29 protein-coding genes are annotated in these 24,874 nt (G+C 59.8%); 18 read left to right on the plus strand and 11 right to left on the minus strand.

What is annotated here, in order from left to right:
• The first annotated feature begins 29 nt into the window (after positions 1-29).
• Positions 30-1,199 (plus strand): MalY/PatB family protein, encoded by a 1,170-nt coding sequence (locus ACTRWK_RS03550; protein ID WP_289081640.1) that lies wholly within the window; start codon positions 30-32, stop codon positions 1,197-1,199.
• A 2-nt stretch (positions 1,200-1,201) separates the two neighbouring features.
• Here ACTRWK_RS03550 and ACTRWK_RS03555 read toward each other — a convergent pair whose 3' ends face one another.
• The gene (locus ACTRWK_RS03555; RefSeq protein WP_289081639.1) at positions 1,202-1,561 is read right to left on the minus strand and encodes a hypothetical protein; all 360 of its coding nucleotides are present in this window, start codon (positions 1,559-1,561) and stop codon (positions 1,202-1,204) included.
• 174 nt (positions 1,562-1,735) lie between these two features.
• Between ACTRWK_RS03555 and ACTRWK_RS03560 the strand changes: the two genes are divergently transcribed.
• The gene (locus ACTRWK_RS03560; RefSeq protein ID WP_289081638.1) at positions 1,736-2,710 is read left to right on the plus strand and encodes a glutathione S-transferase family protein; all 975 of its coding nucleotides are present in this window, start codon (positions 1,736-1,738) and stop codon (positions 2,708-2,710) included.
• A gap of 11 nt (positions 2,711-2,721) precedes the next feature.
• On the opposite strand, the gene smc is transcribed toward ACTRWK_RS03560, so the two are convergent.
• Both smc and ACTRWK_RS03570 read right to left on the minus strand, forming a co-directional pair.
• Positions 2,722-6,177 carry a chromosome segregation protein SMC gene (gene smc, locus ACTRWK_RS03565; RefSeq protein ID WP_289081637.1) on the minus strand — a complete coding sequence of 1,152 codons (3,456 nt, stop codon included), beginning with the start codon at positions 6,175-6,177 and terminating at the stop codon, positions 2,722-2,724.
• A 173-nt stretch (positions 6,178-6,350) separates the two neighbouring features.
• Positions 6,351-6,659 carry a hypothetical protein gene (locus ACTRWK_RS03570; protein WP_462843791.1) on the minus strand — a complete coding sequence of 103 codons (309 nt, stop codon included), beginning with the start codon at positions 6,657-6,659 and terminating at the stop codon, positions 6,351-6,353.
• A 125-nt stretch (positions 6,660-6,784) separates the two neighbouring features.
• On the opposite strand from ACTRWK_RS03570, the gene ACTRWK_RS03575 reads away from it, so the two are divergent.
• A complete protein-coding gene (locus tag ACTRWK_RS03575; protein ID WP_009825350.1) occupies positions 6,785-7,552 on the plus strand; it encodes an FCD domain-containing protein in 768 nt (255 codons plus the stop codon).
• 58 nt (positions 7,553-7,610) lie between these two features.
• Here the strand turns inward: ACTRWK_RS03575 and ACTRWK_RS03580 are convergent, their stop codons facing one another.
• The 5 genes from ACTRWK_RS03580 to ACTRWK_RS03600 all read right to left on the minus strand — a co-directional run bounded on the left by ACTRWK_RS03580 (position 7,611) and on the right by ACTRWK_RS03600 (position 10,200).
• Entirely contained in the window at positions 7,611-8,171 is a 561-nt protein-coding gene (locus ACTRWK_RS03580; RefSeq protein ID WP_037941252.1) for a F0F1 ATP synthase subunit B, read from the minus strand.
• Positions 8,172-8,174: 3 nt separating this feature from the next.
• A complete protein-coding gene (locus ACTRWK_RS03585) occupies positions 8,175-8,726 on the minus strand; it encodes a F0F1 ATP synthase subunit B' (RefSeq protein ID WP_009825352.1) in 552 nt (183 codons plus the stop codon).
• 86 nt (positions 8,727-8,812) lie between these two features.
• Positions 8,813-9,049: a F0F1 ATP synthase subunit C gene (locus tag ACTRWK_RS03590; protein ID WP_005849971.1), complete on the minus strand. Its 237-nt coding sequence runs from the start codon at positions 9,047-9,049 to the stop codon at positions 8,813-8,815.
• Positions 9,050-9,110: 61 nt separating this feature from the next.
• Complete coding sequence (locus ACTRWK_RS03595) at positions 9,111-9,869, minus strand: F0F1 ATP synthase subunit A (protein ID WP_237277710.1); 759 nt, start codon at positions 9,867-9,869, stop codon at positions 9,111-9,113.
• Between the two features lies 1 nt (position 9,870).
• Positions 9,871-10,200: an AtpZ/AtpI family protein gene (locus ACTRWK_RS03600; RefSeq protein ID WP_005849975.1), complete on the minus strand. Its 330-nt coding sequence runs from the start codon at positions 10,198-10,200 to the stop codon at positions 9,871-9,873.
• Between the two features lie 251 nt (positions 10,201-10,451).
• Here ACTRWK_RS03600 and ACTRWK_RS03605 point away from each other — a divergent pair, with 251 nt between their 5' ends.
• Positions 10,452-10,832 carry an ArsR/SmtB family transcription factor gene (locus tag ACTRWK_RS03605; RefSeq protein ID WP_074637233.1) on the plus strand — a complete coding sequence of 127 codons (381 nt, stop codon included), beginning with the start codon at positions 10,452-10,454 and terminating at the stop codon, positions 10,830-10,832.
• A gap of 206 nt (positions 10,833-11,038) precedes the next feature.
• Here ACTRWK_RS03605 and ACTRWK_RS03610 read toward each other — a convergent pair whose 3' ends face one another.
• Together ACTRWK_RS03610 and ACTRWK_RS03615 are read right to left on the minus strand one after the other, a co-directional pair.
• Positions 11,039-11,929 carry a DMT family transporter gene (locus tag ACTRWK_RS03610; RefSeq protein ID WP_462843792.1) on the minus strand — a complete coding sequence of 297 codons (891 nt, stop codon included), beginning with the start codon at positions 11,927-11,929 and terminating at the stop codon, positions 11,039-11,041.
• Complete coding sequence (locus ACTRWK_RS03615; RefSeq protein WP_005849981.1) at positions 11,929-12,804, minus strand: LysR family transcriptional regulator; 876 nt, start codon at positions 12,802-12,804, stop codon at positions 11,929-11,931. The genes ACTRWK_RS03610 and ACTRWK_RS03615 overlap by 1 nt, the downstream gene beginning before the upstream one ends.
• Positions 12,805-12,927: 123 nt before the next feature.
• Between ACTRWK_RS03615 and ACTRWK_RS03620 the strand changes: the two genes are divergently transcribed.
• From ACTRWK_RS03620 to ACTRWK_RS03675, 12 genes are all read left to right on the plus strand, one after another.
• Complete coding sequence (locus tag ACTRWK_RS03620) at positions 12,928-13,509, plus strand: FMN-dependent NADH-azoreductase (RefSeq protein WP_289081636.1); 582 nt, start codon at positions 12,928-12,930, stop codon at positions 13,507-13,509.
• Between the two features lie 202 nt (positions 13,510-13,711).
• The gene (ffh, locus tag ACTRWK_RS03625) at positions 13,712-15,220 is read left to right on the plus strand and encodes a signal recognition particle protein (protein WP_289081635.1); all 1,509 of its coding nucleotides are present in this window, start codon (positions 13,712-13,714) and stop codon (positions 15,218-15,220) included.
• Between the two features lie 88 nt (positions 15,221-15,308).
• Positions 15,309-15,605 (plus strand): chorismate mutase, encoded by a 297-nt coding sequence (locus tag ACTRWK_RS03630; protein ID WP_005849985.1) that lies wholly within the window; start codon positions 15,309-15,311, stop codon positions 15,603-15,605.
• Between the two features lie 46 nt (positions 15,606-15,651).
• Positions 15,652-16,038 (plus strand): 30S ribosomal protein S16, encoded by a 387-nt coding sequence (rpsP, locus tag ACTRWK_RS03635; protein ID WP_005849986.1) that lies wholly within the window; start codon positions 15,652-15,654, stop codon positions 16,036-16,038.
• Positions 16,039-16,219: 181 nt separating this feature from the next.
• A complete protein-coding gene (locus ACTRWK_RS03640) occupies positions 16,220-16,369 on the plus strand; it encodes a hypothetical protein (protein ID WP_005849987.1) in 150 nt (49 codons plus the stop codon).
• The gene (gene rimM / locus ACTRWK_RS03645) at positions 16,366-16,887 is read left to right on the plus strand and encodes a ribosome maturation factor RimM (protein WP_005849988.1); all 522 of its coding nucleotides are present in this window, start codon (positions 16,366-16,368) and stop codon (positions 16,885-16,887) included. Before ACTRWK_RS03640 ends, rimM begins: the two co-directional genes overlap by 4 nt.
• Before the next feature lie 39 nt (positions 16,888-16,926).
• Complete coding sequence (trmD, locus tag ACTRWK_RS03650; RefSeq protein WP_037941238.1) at positions 16,927-17,718, plus strand: tRNA (guanosine(37)-N1)-methyltransferase TrmD; 792 nt, start codon at positions 16,927-16,929, stop codon at positions 17,716-17,718.
• A 19-nt stretch (positions 17,719-17,737) separates the two neighbouring features.
• Entirely contained in the window at positions 17,738-18,697 is a 960-nt protein-coding gene (locus ACTRWK_RS03655) for a phosphoribosylaminoimidazolesuccinocarboxamide synthase (protein WP_260003871.1), read from the plus strand.
• Positions 18,698-18,932: 235 nt separating this feature from the next.
• Entirely contained in the window at positions 18,933-19,316 is a 384-nt protein-coding gene (rplS, locus tag ACTRWK_RS03660) for a 50S ribosomal protein L19 (protein ID WP_005849991.1), read from the plus strand.
• Positions 19,317-19,327: 11 nt separating this feature from the next.
• Positions 19,328-19,549, plus strand: a complete 222-nt coding sequence (gene rpmE / locus ACTRWK_RS03665) for a 50S ribosomal protein L31 (RefSeq protein WP_005849993.1) — start codon at positions 19,328-19,330, stop codon at positions 19,547-19,549.
• A 205-nt stretch (positions 19,550-19,754) separates the two neighbouring features.
• Positions 19,755-20,072: a hypothetical protein gene (locus ACTRWK_RS03670; protein WP_286760259.1), complete on the plus strand. Its 318-nt coding sequence runs from the start codon at positions 19,755-19,757 to the stop codon at positions 20,070-20,072.
• A gap of 155 nt (positions 20,073-20,227) precedes the next feature.
• Positions 20,228-21,037 carry a division plane positioning ATPase MipZ gene (locus ACTRWK_RS03675; RefSeq protein WP_005849997.1) on the plus strand — a complete coding sequence of 270 codons (810 nt, stop codon included), beginning with the start codon at positions 20,228-20,230 and terminating at the stop codon, positions 21,035-21,037.
• Positions 21,038-21,094: 57 nt separating this feature from the next.
• On the opposite strand, the gene ACTRWK_RS03680 is transcribed toward ACTRWK_RS03675, so the two are convergent.
• On the minus strand, positions 21,095-21,541 hold the full coding sequence (locus ACTRWK_RS03680) for a MarR family winged helix-turn-helix transcriptional regulator (protein WP_132998177.1): 447 nt from the start codon (positions 21,539-21,541) through the stop codon (positions 21,095-21,097).
• A gap of 99 nt (positions 21,542-21,640) precedes the next feature.
• Between ACTRWK_RS03680 and fahA the strand changes: the two genes are divergently transcribed.
• Together fahA and ACTRWK_RS03690 are read left to right on the plus strand one after the other, a co-directional pair.
• Entirely contained in the window at positions 21,641-22,894 is a 1,254-nt protein-coding gene (gene fahA, locus ACTRWK_RS03685; protein ID WP_289081634.1) for a fumarylacetoacetase, read from the plus strand.
• A gap of 301 nt (positions 22,895-23,195) precedes the next feature.
• Positions 23,196-24,863, plus strand: coding sequence for an ABC transporter substrate-binding protein (locus ACTRWK_RS03690; RefSeq protein WP_009825365.1), 1,668 nt, complete (start codon positions 23,196-23,198; stop codon positions 24,861-24,863).
• The last annotated feature ends 11 nt before the right edge of the window (positions 24,864-24,874 follow it).

Consider the following 24,874-nt stretch of genomic DNA (forward strand, 5'->3'; position numbering starts at 1 on the left):
GTGTCGGCCAAATCTGACAGGAGAACCCCATGAGCTTTGACGAAATCATCGACCGGCGTGGCACCCATTGCGCGAAATGGGACAAGATGGAGCCGATCTACGGCGTCCCCGCGGATACGGGCATTGCCATGTGGGTTGCGGATATGGATTTCCGCCCGCCTCAGGTGGTTCAAACCGCGCTGCAAGATATGTTGGACCATGGCGTCTATGGCTACTTCGGCGATGACAGCAAATATCTGGGTGCCATCCAATGGTGGATGGAGCATCGACACGGCTGGAAAGTCGCGCCCGAGTGGATTTTCACCACGCACGGCCTAGTTAACGGAACCGCGATGTGCGTAGACGCTTTCACCAAGCCCGGGGACGGAGTTGTCCTGTTCACACCGGTTTACCACGCCTTTGCGCGTGTGATCTCCGCCGCAGGGCGGCAAGTGGTCGAATGCGAAATGGCGATAGAAGACGGCCAGTATACGCTCGATTTCGATGCCTATGATGCGCAAATGACTGGCAACGAGACGATGCTGGTGTTCTGTTCCCCCCATAACCCGGGCGGGCGTGTTTGGTCGAGGTCAGAGTTGGAGCAGGTCGCAGCCTTTGCCAAACGCCATGACCTTGTCCTCGTCTCGGACGAGATTCACCATGATCTGGTGATGCCTGGTCATACGCATATCCCAATGGCCCTGATCGATGGCGTGGCTGATCGCTTGGTCATGATGACCGCAACGACCAAAACCTTTAACATTGCCGGTTCCCACTCCGGCAACGTGATCATCCCCGATCCGAAGCTCCGCGAAACTTTTGCGGCACGCATTGCAGCGATGGGGCTTTCGCCAAACTCCTTCGGTCTGTTTATGGCGACCGCAGCCTATTCGCCGGAAGGGGCCGCATGGGTTGATGATCTGGTCAGCTATCTGGACGGCAACCGGCAGATCTTTGACGCTGCGATAAAGGACATTCCCGGGCTGCAATCCATGTCGCTTCAATCAACCTACCTTGCTTGGGTCGATTTCAGCGGAACCGGAATGGACAGATCAGAGTTCACCCAACGGGTCGAAAACTCCGCTGGGATTGCTGCAAACCACGGGCCAACTTTTGGCAAGGGCGGGGAAAGCTTCCTGCGGTTCAACATTGCCACCCCGCGCGCCCGGGTAGAAGAAGCCTGCAACCGTCTGCGCGAGGCGTTCAAAGACCTGCAATAAAATCAATGCTGTGCGTCGACGGTGATCAAACCCGCCGGCGCATCTGCAGCCCGTTCGAAATCCAGCGCCGCAGATTTCGCGACACGGGTTGCACGCTTGAAATCAAACAGCATTTCACCGCCTTCTTGCTCTACCGCGACGATCAAACATTGAAACAGATGCGCCGCGCCATCGAATAAATCGACCCGACCGCGCAACTGCGGTGCCGTCTGCGCATCAAGCGAGAAGCCAGTGTCCCAATAACGCAGGACCTTGTGTTCCACCCCGTCCGCGTGTACCCGCAAACGCGACGATTTTCGCAGGCTATCCACCCGTGCGGCATCCAGCCCGGCCTGAATGTCTTTCGGCAATATGGCTTCCACAGCTTCCTCCCTCCAAAGGCTTCCAACATGAAGCGTGACGTGCTGGGATTCAAAATCAAGTGCGCCCCAAGAATTTATTCGACGTGCATCAACGCAGCCCCACTGTGCGTCGCGTGCTATGGCCTTTCGCCCGTCTGAACTTACCTTGAACACAAACAAGTAAAGGAGTGGTGTATGGGACTGCTGGTCGACGGAGAATGGCGCGATAAATGGTACGATACGGAGTCTACCGGAGGTAAGTTTGAACGCTCCACCTCCGAATTTCGCAACTGGGTCACAGCGGACGGCAGCGCGGGCCCGTCAGGAAAATCAGGCTTTCAAGCTCAATCAGGGCGGTATCACCTCTACGTCAGCTATGCCTGCCCTTGGGCACATCGCGCACTGATTTTCCGCGCGCTGAAAGATCTTACCGACCATATCAGCGTGTCGGTCGTACACCCCGACATGATGGAAGACGGCTGGACTTTCGCAACAGATTTCGAAGGCGCGACCGGAGACACCCTCTTTGGCAGTGACTTTTTGCGTGACATTTATATCAAAGCCGATCCAAATTTCACTGGCCGCGTCACGGTGCCTGTGCTTTGGGACAAGGCGCAAAACACGATCGTATCGAACGAATCGGCCGAGATCATTCGCATGTTCAACAGTGCGTTTAATGAAATCACCGGCAATACTGATGATTATTGGCCGACTGACCTGCGCGAACAAATCGCCGACATCAACGAACGCGTTTACGAGACCGTTAACAATGGTGTCTACAAGGCCGGGTTCGCGACGTCTCAAGATGCCTATGACGACGCGGTCCATCCGCTTTTTGACAGTCTGGCGTGGCTCGAGAGCATCCTCGAAAACAACCGTTTTCTCGCGGGCGACAAGTTGACCGAGGCCGACTGGCGGCTGTTCACGACCCTCGCGCGCTTTGACCTCGTGTATCACACCCATTTCAAGTGCAACCATAAGCGCCTTATCGATTACCCGAACCTTTGGGCCTATACCCGGCAACTTTATCAACACCCTGATATCGCCGAGACCGTGCATTTTGATCACATTGTTCGGCACTACCATTTCAGTCAGACCACGGTGAACCCGCATCAGATCATCCCGATTAACCCGACGGTCGATTTCACCGCCCCACATGGGCGCGATTAGGGACACGGGCGTTAGGCCACCAGCGTTTCTGCCTTCTTCAAATCGACAGAGACCAGCTGGCTGACGCCCTGTTCCGCCATGGTGACGCCGAACAGCCGATCCATTCGCGCCATTGTGACTGCATGGTGCGTGATGATCAAAAAGCGCGTGTCAGTCTGTCGGCACATCTCGTCCAACAGGTCACAAAAGCGCGTCACATTCGCATCATCCAAAGGCGCGTCAACCTCGTCCAACACACAAATTGGCGCAGGGTTCGCAAGGAACACTGCAAAAATCAGCGCCATCGCGGTCAAGGTCTGTTCGCCCCCCGACAATAGGCTAAGCGTGCTAAGCTTTTTGCCCGGCGGCTGGCACATAATCTCCAACCCCGCCTCCAGAGGATCGTCCGATTCCACCATCACAAGGTTGGCCTCACCACCGTTAAAAAGATGTTTAAACAGCATAGAGAAATTGCTGTTCACCTCTTCGAATGCGGTCAGCAAGCGTTCACGGCCTTCTTTGTTCAGGCTCGCGATACCGCTGCGCAATGTCCGGATCGCCTCGGTCAAATCCGCCTTTTCGCCAACCAAAGTGTCGTGTTCCGCCTGAACCTCTTTCGCGTCTTCCTCGGCACGCAAGTTCACAGCACCCAAGGCTTCGCGCTGTCCCTTCAAACGGCTCAGCTGGTTTTCAAGAACCTCGACATCTGACATCTCATCTGCATTGATCTCAAGTGTTTCTGCCAGCGCTTCGGGGGTCGTGTCACGTTCTTCATCAATGCGCTCTGCGGCAAGGGTTACCGTTTCCTTCGCCGCATCTGCGCGCGCCTCTGCCCGCGCCCGCGCCTCGCGCGCCTCCGACGCCAAGCGCTCTGCGTCACGCTCAGCCAATGTCGTTTCGCGCAAATCAGCTTCCCCGGTAGACAACTCTGCGCTGGCCGTCTGCTTGCGGGTCTCTGCCGCAGAAATTGCGCCTGTCAACTCTTCACGTTTCGCCGCGATTTCCCCGGGGGCAGAGCTCGCTTCGGTCAACTCTCTTTCGGACGCTTCTTTACGCTCAAGAAGCTCGGCGCTGCGTTTACCCGCCGTGTCCAAGCGGTTCCGCCAGCCGCCCAACTCCTTGGCGACATCCTGGGCACGTCTCTCGCGTGCGGTGCCCTCGCGACGCAGTTCGTCCAGCGCAGAACGCCTCGTCATCATCGCAATGCGCGCGCCTTCAACGGTCTGTCGCAACATCTCCACATCGGCGCGGGCACTTGATACGTCGTCAAGCGCGGCAAGCGCATTCTCTGCCTCCGTCACCAAACGTCGACCCTCGATCGCCTCTTCCTCGTGGCGGGCGACGGCCAATCCCAAACTGTCCAACCGGCTCTCCGCCAGGTTCCGATCCGCCTCAGCCCGGCTTAGGGCCCGTCCTGCATCCGCAACAGCACGGTCTGCATCGCGCCGCAGCGCCCGCGCATTTTTGTCTGCCTCTGCCTGAGCAAGCAGAAGCTTTTGCAATGTTTCATGTGCATCACGCGCAGCCTCTGCCCGTTGATTCGTTTGCTCTAACCCCTGCTTGAGTACCTCTAAACGGTTAATTTGTTGCAAACGAAGCGCGGCGGCCGAGGGCGCATCCTCCGCCCACGCCCGGAAACCATCCCACCGCCACAAATCGCCCTCTGGCGAGACGAGACGCTGGCCCGGCAGCAGCAGCGGTTGAAGCCGCGTGCCGTCGTCCGCGTCGACCAGACCAATCTGGCTCATCCGGCGATTCAGAACGTCAGGCACCGAGACATGCGCCGTCAGCGGGGTGATCCCCTCGGGTAGAGGCTGGACCGTTGAATAGGCAGGTAAATATGCCCACCCCGAGGGCCCGTCGGCATCGACATCCGGGGCGCGCAGATCATCAGCCAGGGCAGCACCAAGCGCTTTTTCAAACCCGTGCTCGACCTGCAGGCGGTCCAGAATTTGACCACCCTCGGCGGTGTCACGCTCTACCAGCTTCGCCAGCGCGCCAGCTTCGGCGCGAATGGCGTTCAGCTCGCCCTCGGCCTCTGACCGTTCGGCACGGGCATCTGCTTCGCGACTTTGGGTGGCAGCGCGGTCGTCCTCCGCCTTTTGCAAGGCTTCCTCGGCAGCGACAGAGGCCGCATGCGCCTGTGTCTCTGCAGCTTGGGCGGCACTGAAATCGGCGTTTGCTTTCTCGAGTGCGGCGGCACTCTGCGCGACGGCGGCACGCGCTTTATCCGCTTCCGCTTCCGATCGTTGAAGCGTTTTGCGGTGATCGTTCAGCAAGCGTTCGGCAGAGCTGTGACGCGCGACCAAACGGGCGACATCCTCGGTCAGCTTTGACAGATCCGCTTCCTGTTTCTCTAGCACGCCGGCGGCTTCTTTCGCGCGCTCTGCCGCCTCCGCGATCGCAGCTTCATGCCCCTCGCCCGCATCCGATAGGTCACGTTCTTCCCGCTCCAACCGCGTGATCGTTTCTTTGGCGTCGCGGTTTAACTCACCTTCGCGGTCCAGATCACGGGTCAACTGCGCGATGCGTTTGGTCAAGGCGTCAATCGCGGCCCGGGCGCGGTTTTCCTGATCGCTCAAGGTATCGCGCTGTACACCAAGCCGCTGCACGATAGCGGCCGCGATCGCTTCTTCCTCACGCAGCGGCGGCAAAGCCTCTTCGGCTTTTTGCCGTGCCACAGTGGCCTGACGTACGGCTTTTTCCGCCTCGGCGGCGGTGGCCATCTGGCTGCGCAGCGCTTCGGCCGTCGTTTGACGAGTATCCTCGGCCACGCGCCAGCGCCGATACAGCAGCACCCCTTCGGTCCGGCGCAGGGCATCCCCGATATCGCGATAACGCGCAGCCTGACGGGCCTGGCGCGCCAATTGCGAAAGCTGACTGGCAAGCTGTTCAACCACATCGTCAACGCGCGCAAGGTTGGCTTCGGTACCATTCAGCTTCAGTTCAGCTTCGTGACGGCGGGCATAAAGCCCTGAAATACCCGCGGCTTCTTCAAGGATACGGCGCCGGTTCTTCGGTTTGGCGTTGATCAGTTCCGAAATCTGGCCTTGGCGTACCAATGCTGGCGAATGGGCTCCCGTTGATGCGTCGGCAAACAGCATTTGCACATCGCGCGCGCGCACATCCTTTCCAGCCGCTTTATAGGCGCTACCGACATCACGGGTGATCCGCCGGATGATTTCGATGCTATCACCGTCGTTAAACCCAGCCGGCGCGAGACGTTCGGAGTTGTCGATATGCAACGCAACTTCGGCGAAGTTCTTGGCCGGACGAGAGGACGCGCCCGCGAAAATCACATCTTCCATACCGCCACCGCGCATAGCGGTCGGACGGTTTTCGCCCATCACCCAACGGAGCGCTTCAAGCAGGTTGGACTTGCCGCAACCATTCGGGCCAACAACGCCGGTTAGACCATCCGAGATGATCAGATCAGTGGGGTCTACAAAGCTTTTAAAGCCTGTCAGCCTGAGTTTGGAAAACCGCAATGTTCGTGCCCGCCTGATTCTTATGGATAGCCAGAATTGCGGATCATCGGGTTTAGAGTCAACGCGACCCCGCTAGGTAGAGCGGGAAGTAGCCGCCTTATCCACAAGATATTGTTATTCTATGTCTGTTATCGCGTCTCCCTTTCGCTATGGTTGTTTGACGGTTCTACCCCTCATCCGCAGTCCAGCTTTCCGACGGCAAGCGCTTGATCCCCCGCGACATGCGTGACCTCGCACCCGCTGACCTGCGCCATCGCCCGCGCCGCACGGTCGCGGATTGGGCCGAAGCGGGGGGCGTATTCCATATTGGTGCGTATCGCTTCCGCCTGATTGCCGTTAATGCGCACGTCAAAGTCAGAACCGTCCACCGTTATGGCAGTGGCAGGCAGGCCACTGAAATGCGCGCTCGGCATGTTGCAGCCCGTGACAAACACCATCACCAAGGCGCACAGCAAGACGGTAAGGAATCGCGTATCTCTCATCATGAGCCCATCTAACGCGCGGCACCCTAAGCAAGTGTTAATGCGGACCAACATTGTGCAGAAAACAATCGCGTTGCCGCCCCGCCCCTCCGGTCATATAATTTGACCAATCCAAGGAAACGCCGATGCCCTTTCAGCCTATTGCCTCCGAAAAACTGTCAGCCGCTGTCGTTAGGCAGGTAGAACAGTTAATCCTGCGTGGCATTCTGCGGCCCGGCGAACGGCTACCCGCAGAGCGGGAGCTGGCAGAGCGTCTGGCCGTTTCGCGCCCCTCGCTTCGGGATGCTATTGCCCAGCTTCAGGCCAGCGGATTGCTGACCGCAAAGCCCGGCGCGGGGGTCTATGTCGCCGATGTGCTCGGCAGCGCGTTCTCCCCTGCCCTGACAGAGCTTTTTGCACGTCACGACGAAGCCGTGTTCGACTATCTTTCGTTCCGCCGCGACATGGAAGGGCTGGCAGCCGAACGGGCCGCGCGGCTTGGTTCTGACACCGACCTTGGGGTCATTCAGGCAGTTTTCGACAAGATGGAAGCGGCGCACCAGAAGCGTAACGCAGATGACGAAGCGCAACTGGACGCGCAGTTTCATATGGCGATCACAGAGGCGAGCCATAACGTCGTCATGCTGCATATGATGCGGTCGATGTATGATCTGCTGCGTGGCGGCGTATTCTACAATCGCGAAGTCATGTTCAAACAGCGCACAACGCGCACCGCCCTGCTGGATCAACACCGCGCCATCAACGACGCATTACAGGCACGTGATCCCGCCGCAGCACAAGCCGCAGTTGAGGCGCATCTGACCTATGTCGAGAACGCCCTGCGCGATCATCAAAAAGCCGAGCGTAATGAAGATGTCGCGCGACAACGTCTTCAACACGAGACAAACACCTAGCCCCACGTAAAAAGGCCCCGGTCAATACCGAGGCCTTTTAAAGTCAGTTCGTTAAAACTTAGTGAAGCTTTGTGTCGACTTCTGCAATTGCACTGTCGATCAATGCATTGCCTTCCGCGGCTGTCATCTTCTTGGCGATGACATCCTTGGCAGCGGCAATGGCCACAACGACAGCTTGATCGCGGACCTCTTTAACGGCAGCAGCCTGAGCGGAGTCGATCTGCTCTTCGGCGGCGGCCATACGGCGCGCGATGGACTTCTCCAGGTCGGCACGTGCCTGATCCGCGGCTTCGTTCGCTTCGGCCTTGGCCGATGTCACGATACGGTCCGCTTGCTCTTTCACTTCCTGCTGCTTGCGTTCGTAGCTGGCAAGAAGCGTCTGCGCTTCTTCACGCAGCGCACGGGCTTCGTCCAGTTCGGACTTGATGCCTTCGGCGCGGCTGTCGAGCATGCTGCCCATCATCTTTGGCACTTTGAAATAGATCAAAACACCGACGAAAAGCAGGAAAGCCAGCAGGACGATAAAGTCCGTATTGCGCAGCGAAAAGAACACGTCACCAGCTGCAAAAGCAGGGGAGGCGACCAGACCGGCGATGAGGGCTGAGAAGGTCAAACGCATGGCTTATCCTTTCATCCGGGCATCGACGGCCGCGGAAATTGTTTTCGCGTCAGCAGAGCCACCGACGGCGGCGACGATTGCCTCGGCGGTGTCTTTGGCGACAGCTTCAACGTTCTCCATCGCGGAGGCGCGGATTTCGCTGATCGCTTTTTCGGACTCGGCGGATTTGGCGGCGATCTCGGCGTCTGCCTTGGCAATCGCTTTGTCCAGATCGGCCTGAATATCGGCTTTCGCGGCGGCGATGATCTGCTGTGCTTCTGCACGGGCGTCGATCAAGGCTTTGTCGTAAGCGGCCTCTGCCTCCGTCGCTTTGACCTTCAGGTCTTCGGCGGCGGCGATGTCATTGGTGATGGTGCCCTGGCGCTCCGCCAGAACAGCGCCGATGCGTGGCAGGGCAACGCGCGACAGAATAAAGTAAATTGCGACCAGAGCGACGATAAGCCAGAAAATCTGGTTGCCGAACCAATCAATGCAAAGCTGTGGCATACCAATGGCGCTGCCAAATTCGTTGACGCATGTGCCAGCGATTTCCGTAATAATCGGTTCCGTCGCCATAGCGGGCTCCTGTCAAAGCGTGGAAGTCTTTCGGGCAGCGCGCCATAGCGCACTGCCCGAAGCGTAAGGACGTAGGTGTCTTAAGCTTAGACAGCGAACATCAGCAGCAGAGCGACGAGGAACGAGAAGATCCCCAGGGCTTCTGCAAAGGCGATGCCGATGAACAGAGTTGCTGTTTGACCAGCAGCAGCAGATGGGTTGCGCAGTGCGCCAGCCAGGTAGTTGCCTGCAACGTTGCCCACACCGATGGCTGCGCCACCCATGCCGAATGCTGTCAGACCTGCGCCAATGAATTGGCCCATTTGTGCGAGTTCGCCTTCCATGTCATTTCTCCTTACAATGGAATTTTGGTGATTGGTCAGGCGGGAATATCCCGCCTTGGTGTTAGTGGTGCGGGTGCAATGCGTCTTTCAGATAAACGCATGTGAGGATCGCGAAAACATATGCCTGGATGAAGGAAACCAACACCTCGAGACCATACATCGCCGTGATCGCAAGAACCGAGAAGGGGGCGATGGCCGCAAGTGCCGCGAAGCCCGCGAAAACCTTGATCACGGCGTGACCCGCCATCATGTTACCCGCAAGACGGATAGAGTGGCTGACCGGACGTACAAAGTACGAGATCAGCTCGATCAGGGCCAGAACCGGACGCAGTGCCAGGGGTGCGCTGCTGACCCAGAACAGGCTCAGGAACGATGCGCCGTTCTTGACGAAACCCAGAATGGTCACACCGAAGAACACGGCAAAGGCCATCACGGCGGTGACCGAAATATGCGATGTCGGGGTAAACGCCATCGGCAGCAGGCCCAGGAAGTTCGAGAAGACGATAAACATGAACAGGGTCATAATGTAGGGGAAGTATTTCACCCCTTCTTTACCGCAGATATCCTCGACCATCTTGTAGATGAAGCCATAGGCCAGTTCAGCGACCGACTGCATGCGCGACGGGATAACCGACCGTTTCGAGGTGCCCAGAACCAGCAGCGCAAAGATCGCCAGAACGGCAACGGCCATCCAGACTGTTGCGTTGGTGATTGTGTACCAGGATACAGCGCCGTCGCCAAAGAATGGCTTGACGATGAACTGATCCATCGGGTGAAAAGCCAAACCGCCTGTTTCTTCGCCGTGTGCTTCTGCCGCCATGTCAGGGCCCTTTTTCTTCATCGGCCACATCGGCCATCTTCTTTTCCTGGATTTCCTGCGCGGAGCGGAGCATCGTCTTCACCCCTGCCGCAAGGCCCAGCATTACAAACAGCACCATGAAAATCGGGAGCGTTCCTAAGAACCAATCCAACGAGTATCCGATGCCAAAACCGATCCCCAGACCGGCGCAAAGTTCGATCACCATCCGCCAGGCCAGCGATGCCTGGGAATAATGTTCATCCGCCCGGGGTTTTGGAGCCTGCGCCCGTTTGGCTGCTTCGATCTTTGCCTCAAGCTGCTTTAGCCGCTGCTGTTGGTCCGGATCGGTCACGCCAAAATCCCTCTTGGATGTGTTGCGCAGTAGCTACTTTCACACCGCTTCAGAGTCAACTCTGTTCGCCGACCACCCAAGGGACTGTAATCAAAAGATTTTACGCTGAGCCGCAGTTCATATTCAGGTGCAAACTCCCCGCACCCCTTGCAAATTCGCGCGGCAATCATATTCAACCTTTTGGTTAAGCGTGGTTTCCGCTACCTCATAAGAACCGCCCCTACCCGCGCATCAAGGACATCCAGACAGCCGTGCCCCAACCGCCCGCCACACAGCTCGACGCGATTTTTGCCGCGCTCGCCGATCCGACGCGGCGCGCCATTCTGGCGATGCTTCTTGAGGATGATATGGCCGTCACAGACGTTGCCGACCCCTTCGGTATTTCGCTCGCTGCGATATCGAAACATCTGTCGGTGCTGGAACGTGCAGGTCTGATCGTGCAGGAAAAGCGCGGGCGGCTCAAATGGTGCAAGCTCGAGCCGGCAGCCCTAAAGGCCCCGTCCGTGTGGATGCAGGGCTTCGGTCAATATGACCCGATCAATCTTGATGATTTTGAAAGGTTTCTGGCCGCCGAAATACGCGAAACGTCAGGGGATGCGGCGCAGAATGATCCGGGGACGTTGGAAGAGTAGATAAATATTGGCCCTCCTGCGACGAGGTTTTACACAGAAGGGCCAAACTTGATGTTATTAAATGACGCCGAACGCAAAGCGCAGGATCGCCAGAACAACAACAATCAAACCGATCAGATAAATAATGCTACGCATTAGAATAGTCCCTTTATAAACTTTATGTGATCTTAACGCTGGATATGTCGGATCGGTTCCCGCCCTTTTGATCAAACCGCTTTGGTATCGTCCCGCAACAGCAGATACAGCGCCACAATCGTCAGCCCCACGCCCCCAAAAACAAGCGGACCGGGTGCGCCATTGCCCAATGCGACTTCCCACAGAATAACCCAGCTGGGCGTCAGATAGGTATAGGCCATCACCTTGGCCGACGGCAGCCGCAGGGACGCAAATTGCAGCAATACGAAAGTCGCGGCAGACGCAGCAATCGCGACGTAGAGGATGGTGATCCAGACAATCGCGGGCAGCGCGGTCCAATCTGTCCCCAGCACATCGCGCCAGCCATAGATAAACAACAACACACCACCGGCGATCAGCGTGCCCAAGGTGAACACCACCGCCGGCTCTCCGCGGTTCAGCTTGCGCACCATCGGCGTATACAGCGCATGGCTTACGCAGCCGACGAAATACACCGCTTCGCCATACCCGAGCTCGAACCGCCGCAGCGCGGCCAGATCAGCGCGAAAAATCACCCAAAGCGCGCCAACAGCACCGATGGCCAGCGCCAGCGCCATCCGCCCTGTCGTTACCTGCCGCAACAAGAGCCACCCAAACCCCGCAGCAATCACGGGCGTCAGCGTAAACACCGCCGCCGCACTGACGGGGCGCGCGGTCTTCAACCCCTCGAACATCAGCACGAAATAGACAGCGAAAAGCCCCCCAAGCACCAGATAGCGCCAGAGCGCGCGCGAGGCCCCTTTCGGCACACCTGTCGTCGCAGCGACCGCCACGGCAATCACCATGCCCGCGATCACGAACCGCGCCGCATTCAACGCCGTGGGCGAGATCAGATTGGCCGACAGCGACCCAAGCGAAAATGACCCTGCCACCAGAGCCGAAAATGCCAGCATCGCCAGATGCCCCTGCAGATCAGATCGCATCACAGCCCCGTCTTGACGGCTTTTTTCAGGTACGACAGCAAGGCCTGCACCTTGGGCGTGCGGTGCAGATCAACATGGGTGACCAGCCACAGCATCGAATCCCATTCCGGCAGATGCGGGTGCACCTCGACCAGATCGGGGTTGGCGCGCCCCTCGATCAGATCGACAAACCCGATCCCCGCCGCCTCCAGCACAGCAACGCGGAGCGCGTCTGCATGGAGACCGCGGAAGGAGATCGCATGTGCCGGCACCACCTCCCGCATCCATTTGAAGAAGGGCGCACGCATCTGCGCGTCGTCATGGCCGACAAACCGATGGTTGCCATATTCCTCGACTCCCGACGGCATCCCGAAGGCCGCGATATAGTCTTTATGCGCGAACAGCCCCATCTGGAACTGATAGAAAGGCTGCACCACATTGTCCGGCTGCTCGGGCACCTGCCCCGCGCGGATCGCGATATGCGCCTCGCCATACTCCAGTCGGAACAATCGCTCCCCGGTCAGAAAGCGCAGGGTCACATCGGGGTTTTCCCTCTGGAACGCGACCAACAAAGGGGTCATCCAGCTTGAAAGCTCCATCAGAGAGGTCACGACCAGCTCGCCCGACACCGCTTCGCCGCGCCCCTTGATGCGACTGGCAAGCTGGCTGAACTGGTCATCCGTGGCAGAGGCCACACGCAGCAGATCCTCGCCTGCCTCCGTCGTCTTGTAGCCGCGCGCGTGCCGTTGGAATAGCTTTACCGACAACCGTCGTTCCAGCGCATCCACATGGCGGATCACCGTCGCATGATGAACGCCCAGAACCTCGGCCGCGCCACTGACCGTGCCCATGCGCGCCACCTGATAGGCCGTCTTGATTTCTTCCCAATTGTCCATTCTCGGCCCCTCGTCTGCCCGACTGTGCATTATTGAACACATCACCCGCAGTTTCGCCAGTTGCGTTCGTACGGGCAAGGATCATGTAGAGGGAAGAAAGTTAACACGAAAGGATATCCTCCCATGTCTATCTTGCGTATCGATTCCTCTGCCAACACCACCAGCTCTGTGACCCGCGGCCTCACCGACCGGATCATCGCGCAACTGGGCGACAATGATGTAACCGTCCGCGATCTGGCTCTCGAACCCCTGCCCCAGATCACCGAAACATGGGCGATCGCCCGCGCCACCCCCGAGACAGACCGCACGCCCGAGCAAAGCGGAGCGCTGGTTGAATCCGACAAGCTCGTCGCAGAGCTTCTGGCCGCCGACACAATCGTCATCGGCGCGCCCATCTATAACTTTAGCGTGCCCGCGTCGCTGAAGGCGTGGATCGATCTGGTCGCCCGTGTCGGCGTTACCTTCCGCTATACCGAAAACGGTCCCGAAGGTCTGGTCAAAGGCAAGCGCGTGATCGTGGCGATGGCCTCCGGTGGCGTGCCCGCCGGGTCCGAGGCGGATTTCAACACCGGCTATCTCAAGGCCGTTCTGGGCTTCATGGGCATGACCGACGTGACCATCGTGGCCGCCGACGCGCTGGCAACAGATGCCGAAGGCACCATCGCCCGCGCGAACGAAGCTGTGGATGCGCTCAAGGCAGCATAATCCTCGGGCGGCGCGGCGGGTTGACTCAGACCCGCCGCTCGCCTAAACGATCCGCAATCTCCGGAAGCACCATGTCTTCCGGTCTCTGGCGCGGCCAGAGATCGCCCCCCACCAGCGTGTTACGCCCGTGGGGGCATTTGCGTATTCAACGCGGGCATCCTATCTGAGGGGCACCGCAACCGATCGAAGGGGGCCATGGCCCATGTTTGAGAATCTTTCCGAACGCCTCTCCGGCGTCTTTGACCGTCTCACCAAACAGGGTGCCCTCTCGGAAGAGGATGTGAAAACCGCCCTGCGCGAAGTCCGCGTCGCCCTGCTCGAGGCCGATGTTTCCCTGCCCGTCGCGCGTGATTTCGTCAAAGCGGTGCAGGACAAGGCCACCGGTCAGGCCGTCACCAAATCGATCACCCCGGGCCAGCAGGTCGTCAAGATCGTCCACGACGCGCTGATCGACACGCTGAAAGGCGAAGGCGAACCCGGCGCGCTGAAAATTGACAGCCCCCCCGCCCCGATCTTGATGGTCGGTCTGCAAGGCTCCGGTAAAACCACGACCACGGCCAAGCTCGCCAAACGTCTGAAAGACCGCGACGGCAAGCGCGTGCTGATGGCCTCGCTCGATGTGAACCGCCCTGCGGCGATGGAACAGCTGGCGATCCTCGGCGTGCAGATCGGCGTCGATACGCTGCCCATCGTCAAAGGCGAAAACCCCGTCCAGATTGCCAAACGCGCAAAGACGCAGGCATCGATGGGCGGCTACGACGTCTATATGCTCGACACCGCGGGCCGCCTGTCGATCGACGAAGAGCTGATGCGCCAGGTCGAAGCGGTGCGCGATGTCGCCAACCCCCGTGAAACCCTGCTGGTCGTCGATGGTCTCACCGGCCAGGACGCCGTGCAAACCGCCGAAAACTTCAACGACCGCATTGGCATCTCCGGCGTCGTGCTGACCCGCATGGACGGCGACGGCCGCGGCGGTGCTGCACTGTCAATGCGCGCTGTCACCGGCAAACCCATCAAATTCGTCGGCCTGGGCGAAAAGATGGACGCGCTGGAAACCTTCGAACCCGAACGCATCGCGGGCCGTATCCTTGGCATGGGCGACATCGTCGCCCTGGTCGAGAAAGCGCAAGAAACCATCGAGGCTGAACAAGCCGAAAAGATGATGAAGCGCATGGCAAAAGGTCAGTTCAACATGAACGACCTGAAAATGCAGCTTGAACAGATGCTCAAGATGGGCGGCATGCAGGGCATGATGGGCATGATGCCCGGCATGGGCAAAATGGCCAAACAGGTCGAAGACGCGGGCTTTGATGACAAGATCCTCAAACGCCAGATCGCCCTAATCCAATCCATGACCAAGAAAGAGCGCGCCAACCCTGCGCTGCTTCAAGCCAGCCGCAAAAAGCGCATCGCCAAAGGCGCAGGTCTGGAAGTGTCCGAACTCAACAAGCTCATGAAAATGCACCGCCAGATGGGCGACATGATGAAAAAGATGGGCAAAATGGGCAAGGGCGGCATGCTCAAACAAGCCATGAAGGGTATGATGGGCAAAGGCGGCATGACCGGTGGTATGGACCCGTCCCAGATGGACCCCAAAGCGCTGGAAGCCGCGGCCAAACAGATGGGCGGCAAACTGCCTGGTAGTCTGGGCGGAATAGGCGGCGGTGCCGGCCTGCCCGGCGGCCTTTCCGGTTTCGGGAAAAAGAAATGATCCGCGCTTCATTTTGCCAAATAAACTCCCGCCGGAGGCACCTGCCCGTGCATCGCGCCCTCCCCTTCGCCGTGAAAGGAGCCGCCGCATGACCGATCCTGTCACCCGCGCCGCCGAGGTTCTGAAAGAACACCGCGCCTCCATCGACCGTCTGGACGCGATCCTGGTCTATACTCTGGGCGAGCGGTTCAAACACACGCAGGCTGTGGGGAAACTCAAAGCCGAACACGACCTTCCCCCCTCTGATCCGGACCGCGAAGCGAACCAGATCAAGCGGCTCGAAGATTTGGCGAAAGAGGCTGACCTCGATCCCGAATTCGCCAAGAAGTTTCTGAACTTCATCATCGCTGAAGTCATTCAGCACCACAAACAACACCAATCATAGGTCCGGGCGCGTCCCTGACCCCAGTCTCAACTAAAGGAAACTACCTATGTCCATGAAAATTCGTCTCGCCCGTGGCGGTTCCAAAAAACGCCCCTTCTACCGCATCGTTGCAGCGGACAGCCGCATGCCACGTGACGGCCGCTTCATCGAGAAGCTGGGCACCTACAACCCGCTGCTGGCGAAAGACAGCGAAGAGCGCGTGAAAATGGACGTCGAGCGCGTTCAATACTGGATCAGCCAGGGCGCGCAGCCAACCGACCGTGTTGCACGCATGCTGGAAGCCGCTGGCGTGAAAGAGAAAACCGAGCGTAACAACCCCAAGAAGGGTACCCCCGGCAAGAAAGCGCAAGAGCGCGTTGAAGAGAAAGCAGCCAAGGCCGCCGCTGCTGCCGAAGCCGCTGCTGCACCTGCAGAAGACGCCGCCGAAGAATAATCGGCACATCCCCCGGCGCGGTTCCTGCCGCGCCGGGGATTTCAGGTATATCCGACAGCCCGCATCTTTGCGCGTGCAGCCTGTCCGATGTACGTGGTACACGAAATGACACGTCCCGCCGCAGCGGCCCGCTCTCATCGGTCCCCTGCGCCCCGCCCCTGGACCAGATTGGAAGCTGACAATGTTTCGTCTTTTGCGCCTTCTTCTCATCCTCGGTATCGGTGTCGCCATCGGCATCTGGTTCGAACGCACCCTGATGAAATCGGAATGCCGCGCGGGCGAGGGTCAGTGGACCGGTACAATTTGCTTAAACTCGGAGCTTTTGCAGTGAGCGATAAAATTTCGGTGGGCGCGATCTCTGGCGCATACGGTGTCCGTGGGGAACTGCGGATCAAAAGCTACTGCGCGGTGCCCGAAGATATCGAAAGCTACAGCCCGCTCTCGAGCGAGGATGGCACGCGCAGCTTCAACCTCGCGCTGGTGCGTCCGGTCAAAAACGGCTTTGTCGCGCGCATCACCGATGTCACCTCCAAGGAAGAGGCCGACGCCTTGCGCGGCACCGTGCTGTTTGCGCAGCGCGACCAGCTACCGTCGCTGCCCGACGATGAATTCTACCACACCGACCTGATCGGGCTAGAGGTCTATGACACCGGCGGCACGCTGATCGGCAAGGTCAAGACCGTCCAGAACCACGGCGCTGACGATCTGCTGGAAACGCAGCTTGCGGGCAGCGCGCAGACCGTGTTCCTGCCCTTCACCAAGGCGGCGGTGCCCACGGTCGATCTGGCCACGGGCCGCATCATCGCCGACCCGCCCGAGGGCATCCTGCCTGATGCAAAAGACGTCTAAGCCCGTACGAAAGGCCCGCATGACACAGGCCGCGATCACATGAGCACCCCTTCACGCTCCCACGGGCGGCAATCTGTCCGTCCGACGTTCAAGCCGCGCGAGCTGATGCAGGACACGCCCGATTACGCCGGCGTCTGGCGGGCCGAGATCGTGACCCTTTTCCCCGAATTATTCCCCGGTGTGCTGGGGGCCAGCCTGACGGGCCGCGCCCTGCAAGAAGGCACATGGCAGCTGCGCACCCATGATCTGCGCGGCTACGGCGTAGGCAAGCATCGCAATGTTGACGACACCCCCGCGGGCGGCGGCGCAGGTATGGTCATGCGCGCAGATGTCGTCGGCCCCGCGATCGAGGATGCGATGGCCGGTGCCGCCGGACGCTGGCCGATCCTCTATATGTCTCCACGCGGACGGCGGTTTGATCAGGCGATGGCGCAGGATCTGGCCACCTGTTCCGGCGTGACCATCCTCTGTGGCCGTTTCGAGGGCGTCGACGAGCGTGTGATCGACCATTACGGCATCACCGAAGTCTCCCTTGGCGATTTTGTCATGACCGGCGGAGAGTTGGCCGCGCAAGCCATGATCGACGCCACCGTGCGGCTCTTGCCCGGTGTCTTGGGCAACGCCGACAGCGTGGTCGAGGAAAGCCATTCCTCTGGCCTGCTGGAACATCCGCAATACACCCGCCCCGCCGAATGGAAAGACCGCCCCATTCCGCCGGTTCTCATGTCCGGCAACCATGGCGAGATCGCCAAATGGCGGCAGGCCCAGTCAGAAACCCTGACAGAACAACGACGCCCCGACATGTGGGCGACATATACGTCCAAGAAGTGACCCCCACGGAAGGCAGACCATGACAGACCTGACCCGCACCCTTGATCACGCCCGCATTGATGAGCTGCCGAACCCCTATTTCGGCAAGGTGCGTGACTGCTACGACCTGCCCGACGACCGGCGCATCCTGATTTCCTCTGACCGTATTTCAGCCTTTGACCGTATCCTCACCTCCATCCCGTTCAAGGGTCAGGTGTTGACCCAGACCGCGCGGTTCTGGTTCGACAACACCTCCGACATCTGCCCCAACCATGTGCTCGACTACCCCGACCCCAATGTGGTGATCGGCAAGCATCTGACCATCCTGCCCGTAGAGATCGTCGTGCGCGGCTATCTCGCCGGCTCCACAGGGACATCGGTGCTGACGCTATACAAGAAAGGTGAACGGGAGATGTACGGCCACCGCTTCCCCGATGGCCTGCGCGACAATCAAGCGCTGCCCGCGCCGATCATCACCCCCACCTCCAAGGAATTCGACGGCGGCCACGATGCCCCGCTGACCGCCCAAGAGATCGTAACCCAAGGGCTGTTGACCCAGGCGCAATGGGACCAGATCAGCGACATCGCCCTGAAACTCTTTGCGCGTGGTCAGGAAATGGCGGCGAAAAACGGGCTGATCCTCGTGGACACAAAATATGAATTCGGCACCGATGCGCAGGGCAATATCCTGCTGGCCGATGAAATCCACACCCCCGACAGCTCGCGGTTCTGGCTCGCCGATGGCTATGACGCCGCGCTGGAACACGGCACACGCCCGCCGTCCTTCGACAAGGATGTGATCCGGTCCTGGGTCGATGCCCGCTGCGACCCCTATCACGATGACATCCCCGAAATCCCCGCCGACCTGATCGCCGCCACCTCGCAAGTCTATATCGACGCGTTCGAGGCGATTACCGGCCAACGTTTCGTCCCCGATCTGGAGGGCGACACCGTGCTGGACCGCGTGCGGCACAATCTGCGCCCCTATTTCACCGGCTGAAAACATGCGCGCGTACGGGTGATACGCTCTTGATCTGAAGGGGCATCCCGCCTATACGACGCGCAAGTCTGGAATCGCGCATGTGCGGCTCCAGTCTTTTCTGCATCCGCAGATGACAAGCAAAGATGACCCTACCTTCGATGGGACGCCACGGCGGGCCCGCCAGACAGACCGAAGCTCTTGGATCGCACAAAACTTCGTGGACTAACCGCGAGCATTCATAGGAGACGATCAGATGAACCTGATTGCACAGATCGAGGCGGAACAAATCGCCGAACTGGGGAAAGAAATCCCAGACTTCCGCGCCGGTGACACCATCCGCGTGGGCTTTAAAGTGACCGAAGGTACACGTACCCGCGTTCAGAACTACGAAGGCGTCTGCATTGCACGCAACAACGGCCACGGCATTGCCGGTTCGTTCACCGTGCGCAAGATTTCCTTTGGTGAAGGCGTAGAGCGCGTATTCCCGCTGCACTCCACCAACATCGAAAGCATCACCGTTGTCCGTCGTGGCCGTGTGCGTCGTGCGAAACTGTACTACCTGCGCTCGCGTCGTGGTAAGTCGGCACGTATCGTTGAAAACGTACACTACAAGCCAAAATCTGGCGCGAACGCGTAAGGAGAGCTGTCATGAAAGCCGATACACACCCCGATTACCACACCATCAACGTCAAAATGACAGATGGCACCGTTGTGGAAATGAAATCGACCTACGGCAAAGAAGGCGACCAACTGGCGCTGGATATTGACCCCTCCGTGCACCCTGCATGGAACGGCGGCACATCCCGCCTGATGGATACCGGCGGCCGCGTGTCCAAGTTCAAAAACAAATACGCAGGTCTGGGCTTCTAAACCCTTTCCATTGCGGAATTCAGAAATGGCGTGCCCTCGAGGGCGCGCCATTTTTCGTTTCACGACTGTGACTTAGCCCGAGGCGCGACATCGCGTCCTTGCCCAAGGGTCAGGTCACATTTTACGGAACAAAGCGGCGGCTGTTTAGGTTTTAGAAAGCAACTACGGCCCATAGTCTTCTCAGCCCTCCACGAAAGGTTCGCTGATGCCCGCTTTCCCGCTCTCTACCCCACCCCGACCGCCTCGCGGTGCCAACAGCGGCAAGGCTCCGCGCGCGCAGGCTGATCCCGCCCCCCTCCCGGCCGAGGATTTGACCGCGGCCCGTGATCTGGTCGCCCGTGGCAGCTATGCGCAGGCGCTGGTGCTTGCCGGCGCGCTGGAACGTCTGCACGGGCCACATGATGCGCTGACCCAGATCGCCGCCGATTGCCGCGCCCATCTGGATGTGACCCAGGATACCGCCGTCGCGATCGACACCGGCGGCATGGGCGCGCACACCCCGCCGCTGCGCCGATCGGGCTAGCAGGCACTGCCTCTGCGCGGCGCGTTCCAGCGGGTGAATTTCGCAACAATAACCACAATCTAGAGCCACAAACGCTTTCAAAAGCGCCATCGCTGCCATATGGTTTTTCCCAATGTGACCCCGATAAAAACGGGGAGTGAAAGGGACAAAAGGCAATGGCGCATATCATCGTCGTCGGGAATGAAAAAGGCGGGGCGGGGAAATCCACCGTTTCGATGCATGTGGCAACAGCCCTTGCGCGGATGGGGCATAAGACCAGCGTGCTGGATCTGGACCTGCGCCAGCGCACCTTCGGGCGCTATGTCGACAACCGTAAATCCTTCCTCGCCAGTGCCGAGCTCGACCTCCCCTCGCCCGAGATGCACGAATTGCCAGAGATCGAGGCAAGCAGCCTGCAACCCGGCGAAAACATCTACGACCATCGCCTTAGCGCCGCCGTCGCAGAGCTTGAACCGACCTCCGATTTCATCCTGATCGACTGCCCGGGGTCCCACACCCGTCTCAGCCAGGTGGCGCATTCGCTGGCTGACACGCTGATCACGCCGCTGAACGACAGCTTTATCGATTTCGATCTGCTGGCGCGCACCGACGCTATGGGCGACAAGATCACCGGCCCTTCCGTCTATTCCGAAATGGTCTGGAACGCGCGGCAGTTGCGGGCTCAGGCGGGCCTTGCCCCGATCGACTGGATCGTTGTGCGCAACCGCATGGGCGCGCAGCGCATGGTGAACAAGGACAAGATGGAACGCGCCATCGCCAACCTGAGCAAACGCATCGGGTTTCGCATTGCCCCCGGTTTTAACGAACGCGTCATCTTCCGCGAACTCTTCCCCCGTGGCCTGACCCTGCTCGACCTCAAGGATATCGGCGTCAAGCAGCTGAACATCTCGAATGTCGCGGCACGGCAAGAGCTGCGCGACCTGATGAAAGCGCTGGACCTACCCGGCGTCGACATCAACTTTTGAACCTGCGCGCGGGGGCATGTGCCCCCCTTCGCCCTCCGGCCCCCCGACAGCTCGCCGTCAGCCCGCGCTGCCCTGTCCCGCCGCCAGCTTGACCAGCAACCGCTTCAGCGTCTCCCGCTCCGCCGCCGTTAAATCCGCCGTCAGACGCGCGTCATAGGCCTTTGCCACCTCGTAAAGATGCTCATAGGCCGCGCGACCCTGTGTCGTCAGGGACAACATCTCGGTCCGCCGGTCCTGATCCCCGCGCAGCCGCGTCACAAAGCGTCGCTCTGTCAACTTTTGCACCGCGCGGCTGATCTTGGTCTTATGCATATTCGCCCGCTGCCCGATATCGCTGGCCGTCATCTCGCCATAAAGCCCCAGATGAAACAGCACCCGCCACTCGGTCCGCAGCATACCGTAGCGATCTTTATAGGTGCGCTGAAACGCCAGACTGCTCGCTTCCGCTGCCTGATTTAGAAGGTAGGGCAGAAAATGGGTCAGCTCGAAATTCTGGTCTGGCATCAGGGCAATCGCTTGTTAGTTACACAAAGGACTATTACCAACAAAGCAGATTTTGCAAGGTAGCTTTCAGGCACCCGCAGCGACACGCAAGGAACACCGATGACATTGCTCACCTCTTGGGTTGAAAGCGCGAACAGCGCCGACACCGACTTCCCGCTCAACAACCTGCCCTACGGTGTGTTTTCCACAGACACGCTCGAACCGCGCTGTGGCGTGGCGATCGGGGATATGGTGCTCGACATGGCCGCGGTAGAGGCCGAAGACCTGATCCTCCTCCACTTCGATCCTGTCTTCGATGTGCCCTATTGGAATGACGTCATGGATCTGGGCCCCGACGCTTGGGCGACCCTACGCGACCGCCTGACCGATCTGCTGGCAACCGGCAGCCCCGACCAGGCCAAGGTCGCCCCGCATCTTGTCCCTATGGCTGACATCCGCCTGCACATGCCGATTGTCGTCTCGGAATATACCGATTTCTACGCGGGCCGGCACCATGCCACCAACGTCGGCACCATGTTTCGGGGCGCGGAAAACGCGCTGCCCCCGAACTGGCTGCATATGCCCATCGGCTATAACGGCCGCGCCTCGACCGTTGTTGTCTCCGGCACCGACATCCGGCGGCCCAACGGGCAGATCAAACCGGCGGACGCCGAGACCCCGCATTTCGGCCCCAGCCAGCGCCTTGATATCGAGCTCGAGATGGGGGCCATCGTCGGCACCTCCACCGATATGGGCGACACCCCCAGCGTGGCCGAAGCGGACGAGATGATCTTTGGCTATGTGCTGCTGAATGATTGGTCTGCGCGCGACATTCAAGCGTGGGAGTATCAACCGCTCGGGCCGTTTCAGGCCAAGGCCTTCGCCACCAGCATCTCTCCGTGGATCGTGACGAAAGCGGCGCTTGAACCCTTCCGCGCCGCCACGCCCGAGCGCGAGGTTGATCTGCTGCCCTATCTGGCAGAGCCGAAACCGATGCTATATGACATTGACCTGTCTGTGATCATCCAGCCCGATGGCGGCGAACAACAGGTCATCGCGCGTACCAACTACAACACGATGTATTATTCCGCCCCGCAACAACTGGCGCATCACGCGGCGTCGGGCTGCGCGATGAACGCGGGCGATCTGCTCGGCTCCGGCACCATCTCCGGCCCCGACAAAGATGCCCGCGGCAGCTTGCTCGAACTCAGCTGGGGCGGCGCGGAGCCGATCGCGCTGAACGATGGCACCACCCGCAGCTTTGTGCAGGACGGGGATACGATGATCCTGACCGGCCACGCCGCAGGCGACGGGTATCGCATCGGCTTCGGGGCCTGTGCCGGTACGATCCTGCCTGCGAAACCCACGCCATAACCGCGCTTCATTTTGCCAAACAAACTCCCGCCGGAGGCGCCCAACAGCGCGCCACCGATCGCGCGTCTGATCCTGAACCGGATCGGTCGCGCATTGCGTTTTGCGCAAACCCCGGAGACCGCCGCTGCTGTGGGTTGACGCACCGCCGCGCAATGCTTGAAACTCTGTGATACATGCTAGTTACATTTCTAGCCAATAAACGCAGCAAAGCTGCATCACCGCAAAGCATCCAGCGCCTGTGCTTGTGCTTCGTATTCGCCGCCCGAACCACAGGGGCAGCACCCGACCAGAGAGGAAGATCATGACGTTCTTAACCCGTACCGGCACCCCCTTACCCGCCGCCATCCACGCCTCTGCCGAAGCTGCCAAACGCGATCCGGTCAGCCGACGCGAGTTTCTGGCCCTCGCCAGCGCCTTTGGGGCCACGGCGACAACCGCCTATGCGATGATCGGCATGGCAGCGCCCGCACATGCGGCCGCGCATAAATCCGGCGGCACCGTACGGATGCAGATGGAGGTCCGCGCGTTGAAAGACCCGCGCACCTACGACTGGTCGCAGATCGCCAACATCACCCGTGGCTGGCTTGAATATCTCGCGATCTGGGAGAATGACGGCACATTCACCCCCGCATTGCTCGAAAGCTGGGAGATCAACGAAGACGCCACCGAATATGTGCTGAATGTGCGCAAAGGTGTCACGTGGAACGATGGCACGCCCTTCACCGCCAACGATGTGGCGCGCAACATCACGGGCTGGTGCGATAAATCGGTCGAGGGCAACTCGATGGCCGGGCGCTTTGCCACGCTGATCGACGAGGACTCCGGTCAGGCGATCGAAGGCGCGATCACCGTGGTGGATGACCATACGGTCAAGCTGTCGCTGCCCCGCCCTGACATCACCCTGATCCCCGGCATGGCCGATTATCCCGCGGCCATCGTCCCCGAAGGGTTTGATCCGGAAACCATGCTCGACAACCCTGTCGGCACCGGCGCCTACCTGCCCGAATCTGTCGAAGTCGGGATCAAGGCCGTGTTGGTCAAGAACCCCGACCACACGTGGTGGGGCACCGAGGTCTACGGCGGGCCCTATATCGACCGGCTGGAATACATCGACTACGGCACTGACCCTTCGGCCTTTGTCGCCGCCGCCGAAGCAGAAGAGATCGACGCCACCTATTCCATCGAGGGTGAATTCATCGACGTGTTCAGCACGCTGGACGGCTGGAACCAGAACGAAATCGCCACGGGTGCGACTATTGTGATCCGCCCCAACCAACTGGCCGAGGTGGATGGCAAGACACCCTATGCCGATGCGCGTGTCCGCCGGGCGCTGGCCATGGCGGTCGATAACGCCGTGCTGCTTGAACTGGGCTATGCCGGTCGCGGGCTGGTGGCCGAAAACCACCACGTCGGCCCGATGCACCCCGAATATGCCGAGCTTCCCCCGCGCGAGGCGGACCCCGAAGGTGCCCGCGCCCTGATGGAAGAGGCCGGCATGGCCGACTACGAGCACGAGCTGTTTTCGATCGACGATGCATGGCGCAAGGACACCACAGATGCGGTCGCCGCACAGTTGCGCGACGCTGGCATCAAGGTGAAACGCACGATCCTGCCGGGGTCGACCTTCTGGAACGACTGGACGAAATACCCCTTCTCCTCGACCAACTGGAACGCGCGTCCGCTGGGTGTGCAGATCTGGGCGCTGGCCTATCGCTCGGGCGAGGCATGGAACGAATTTGGCTGGTCCAACCCCGAATTCGACGCCCTCCTGACCGAGGCCCTCTCGGTCGCCGATGTCGAAAAACGTCGCGCTCTGATGGCCAAGGGCGAAGCGTTGATCCAGAACGAAGGCGTCACGATCCAGCCTTACTGGCGCTCGCTTTATAACCACACCCGCGAAGGGCTGGTCGGGGCCGGACACCACATCGGCTTTGAATACCACCCTGCGCGGATGGCCTGGACGTCGTAAACACCCGTTTG

This window comes from Sulfitobacter sp. G5_S2_6_S6 (assembly GCF_054968505.1).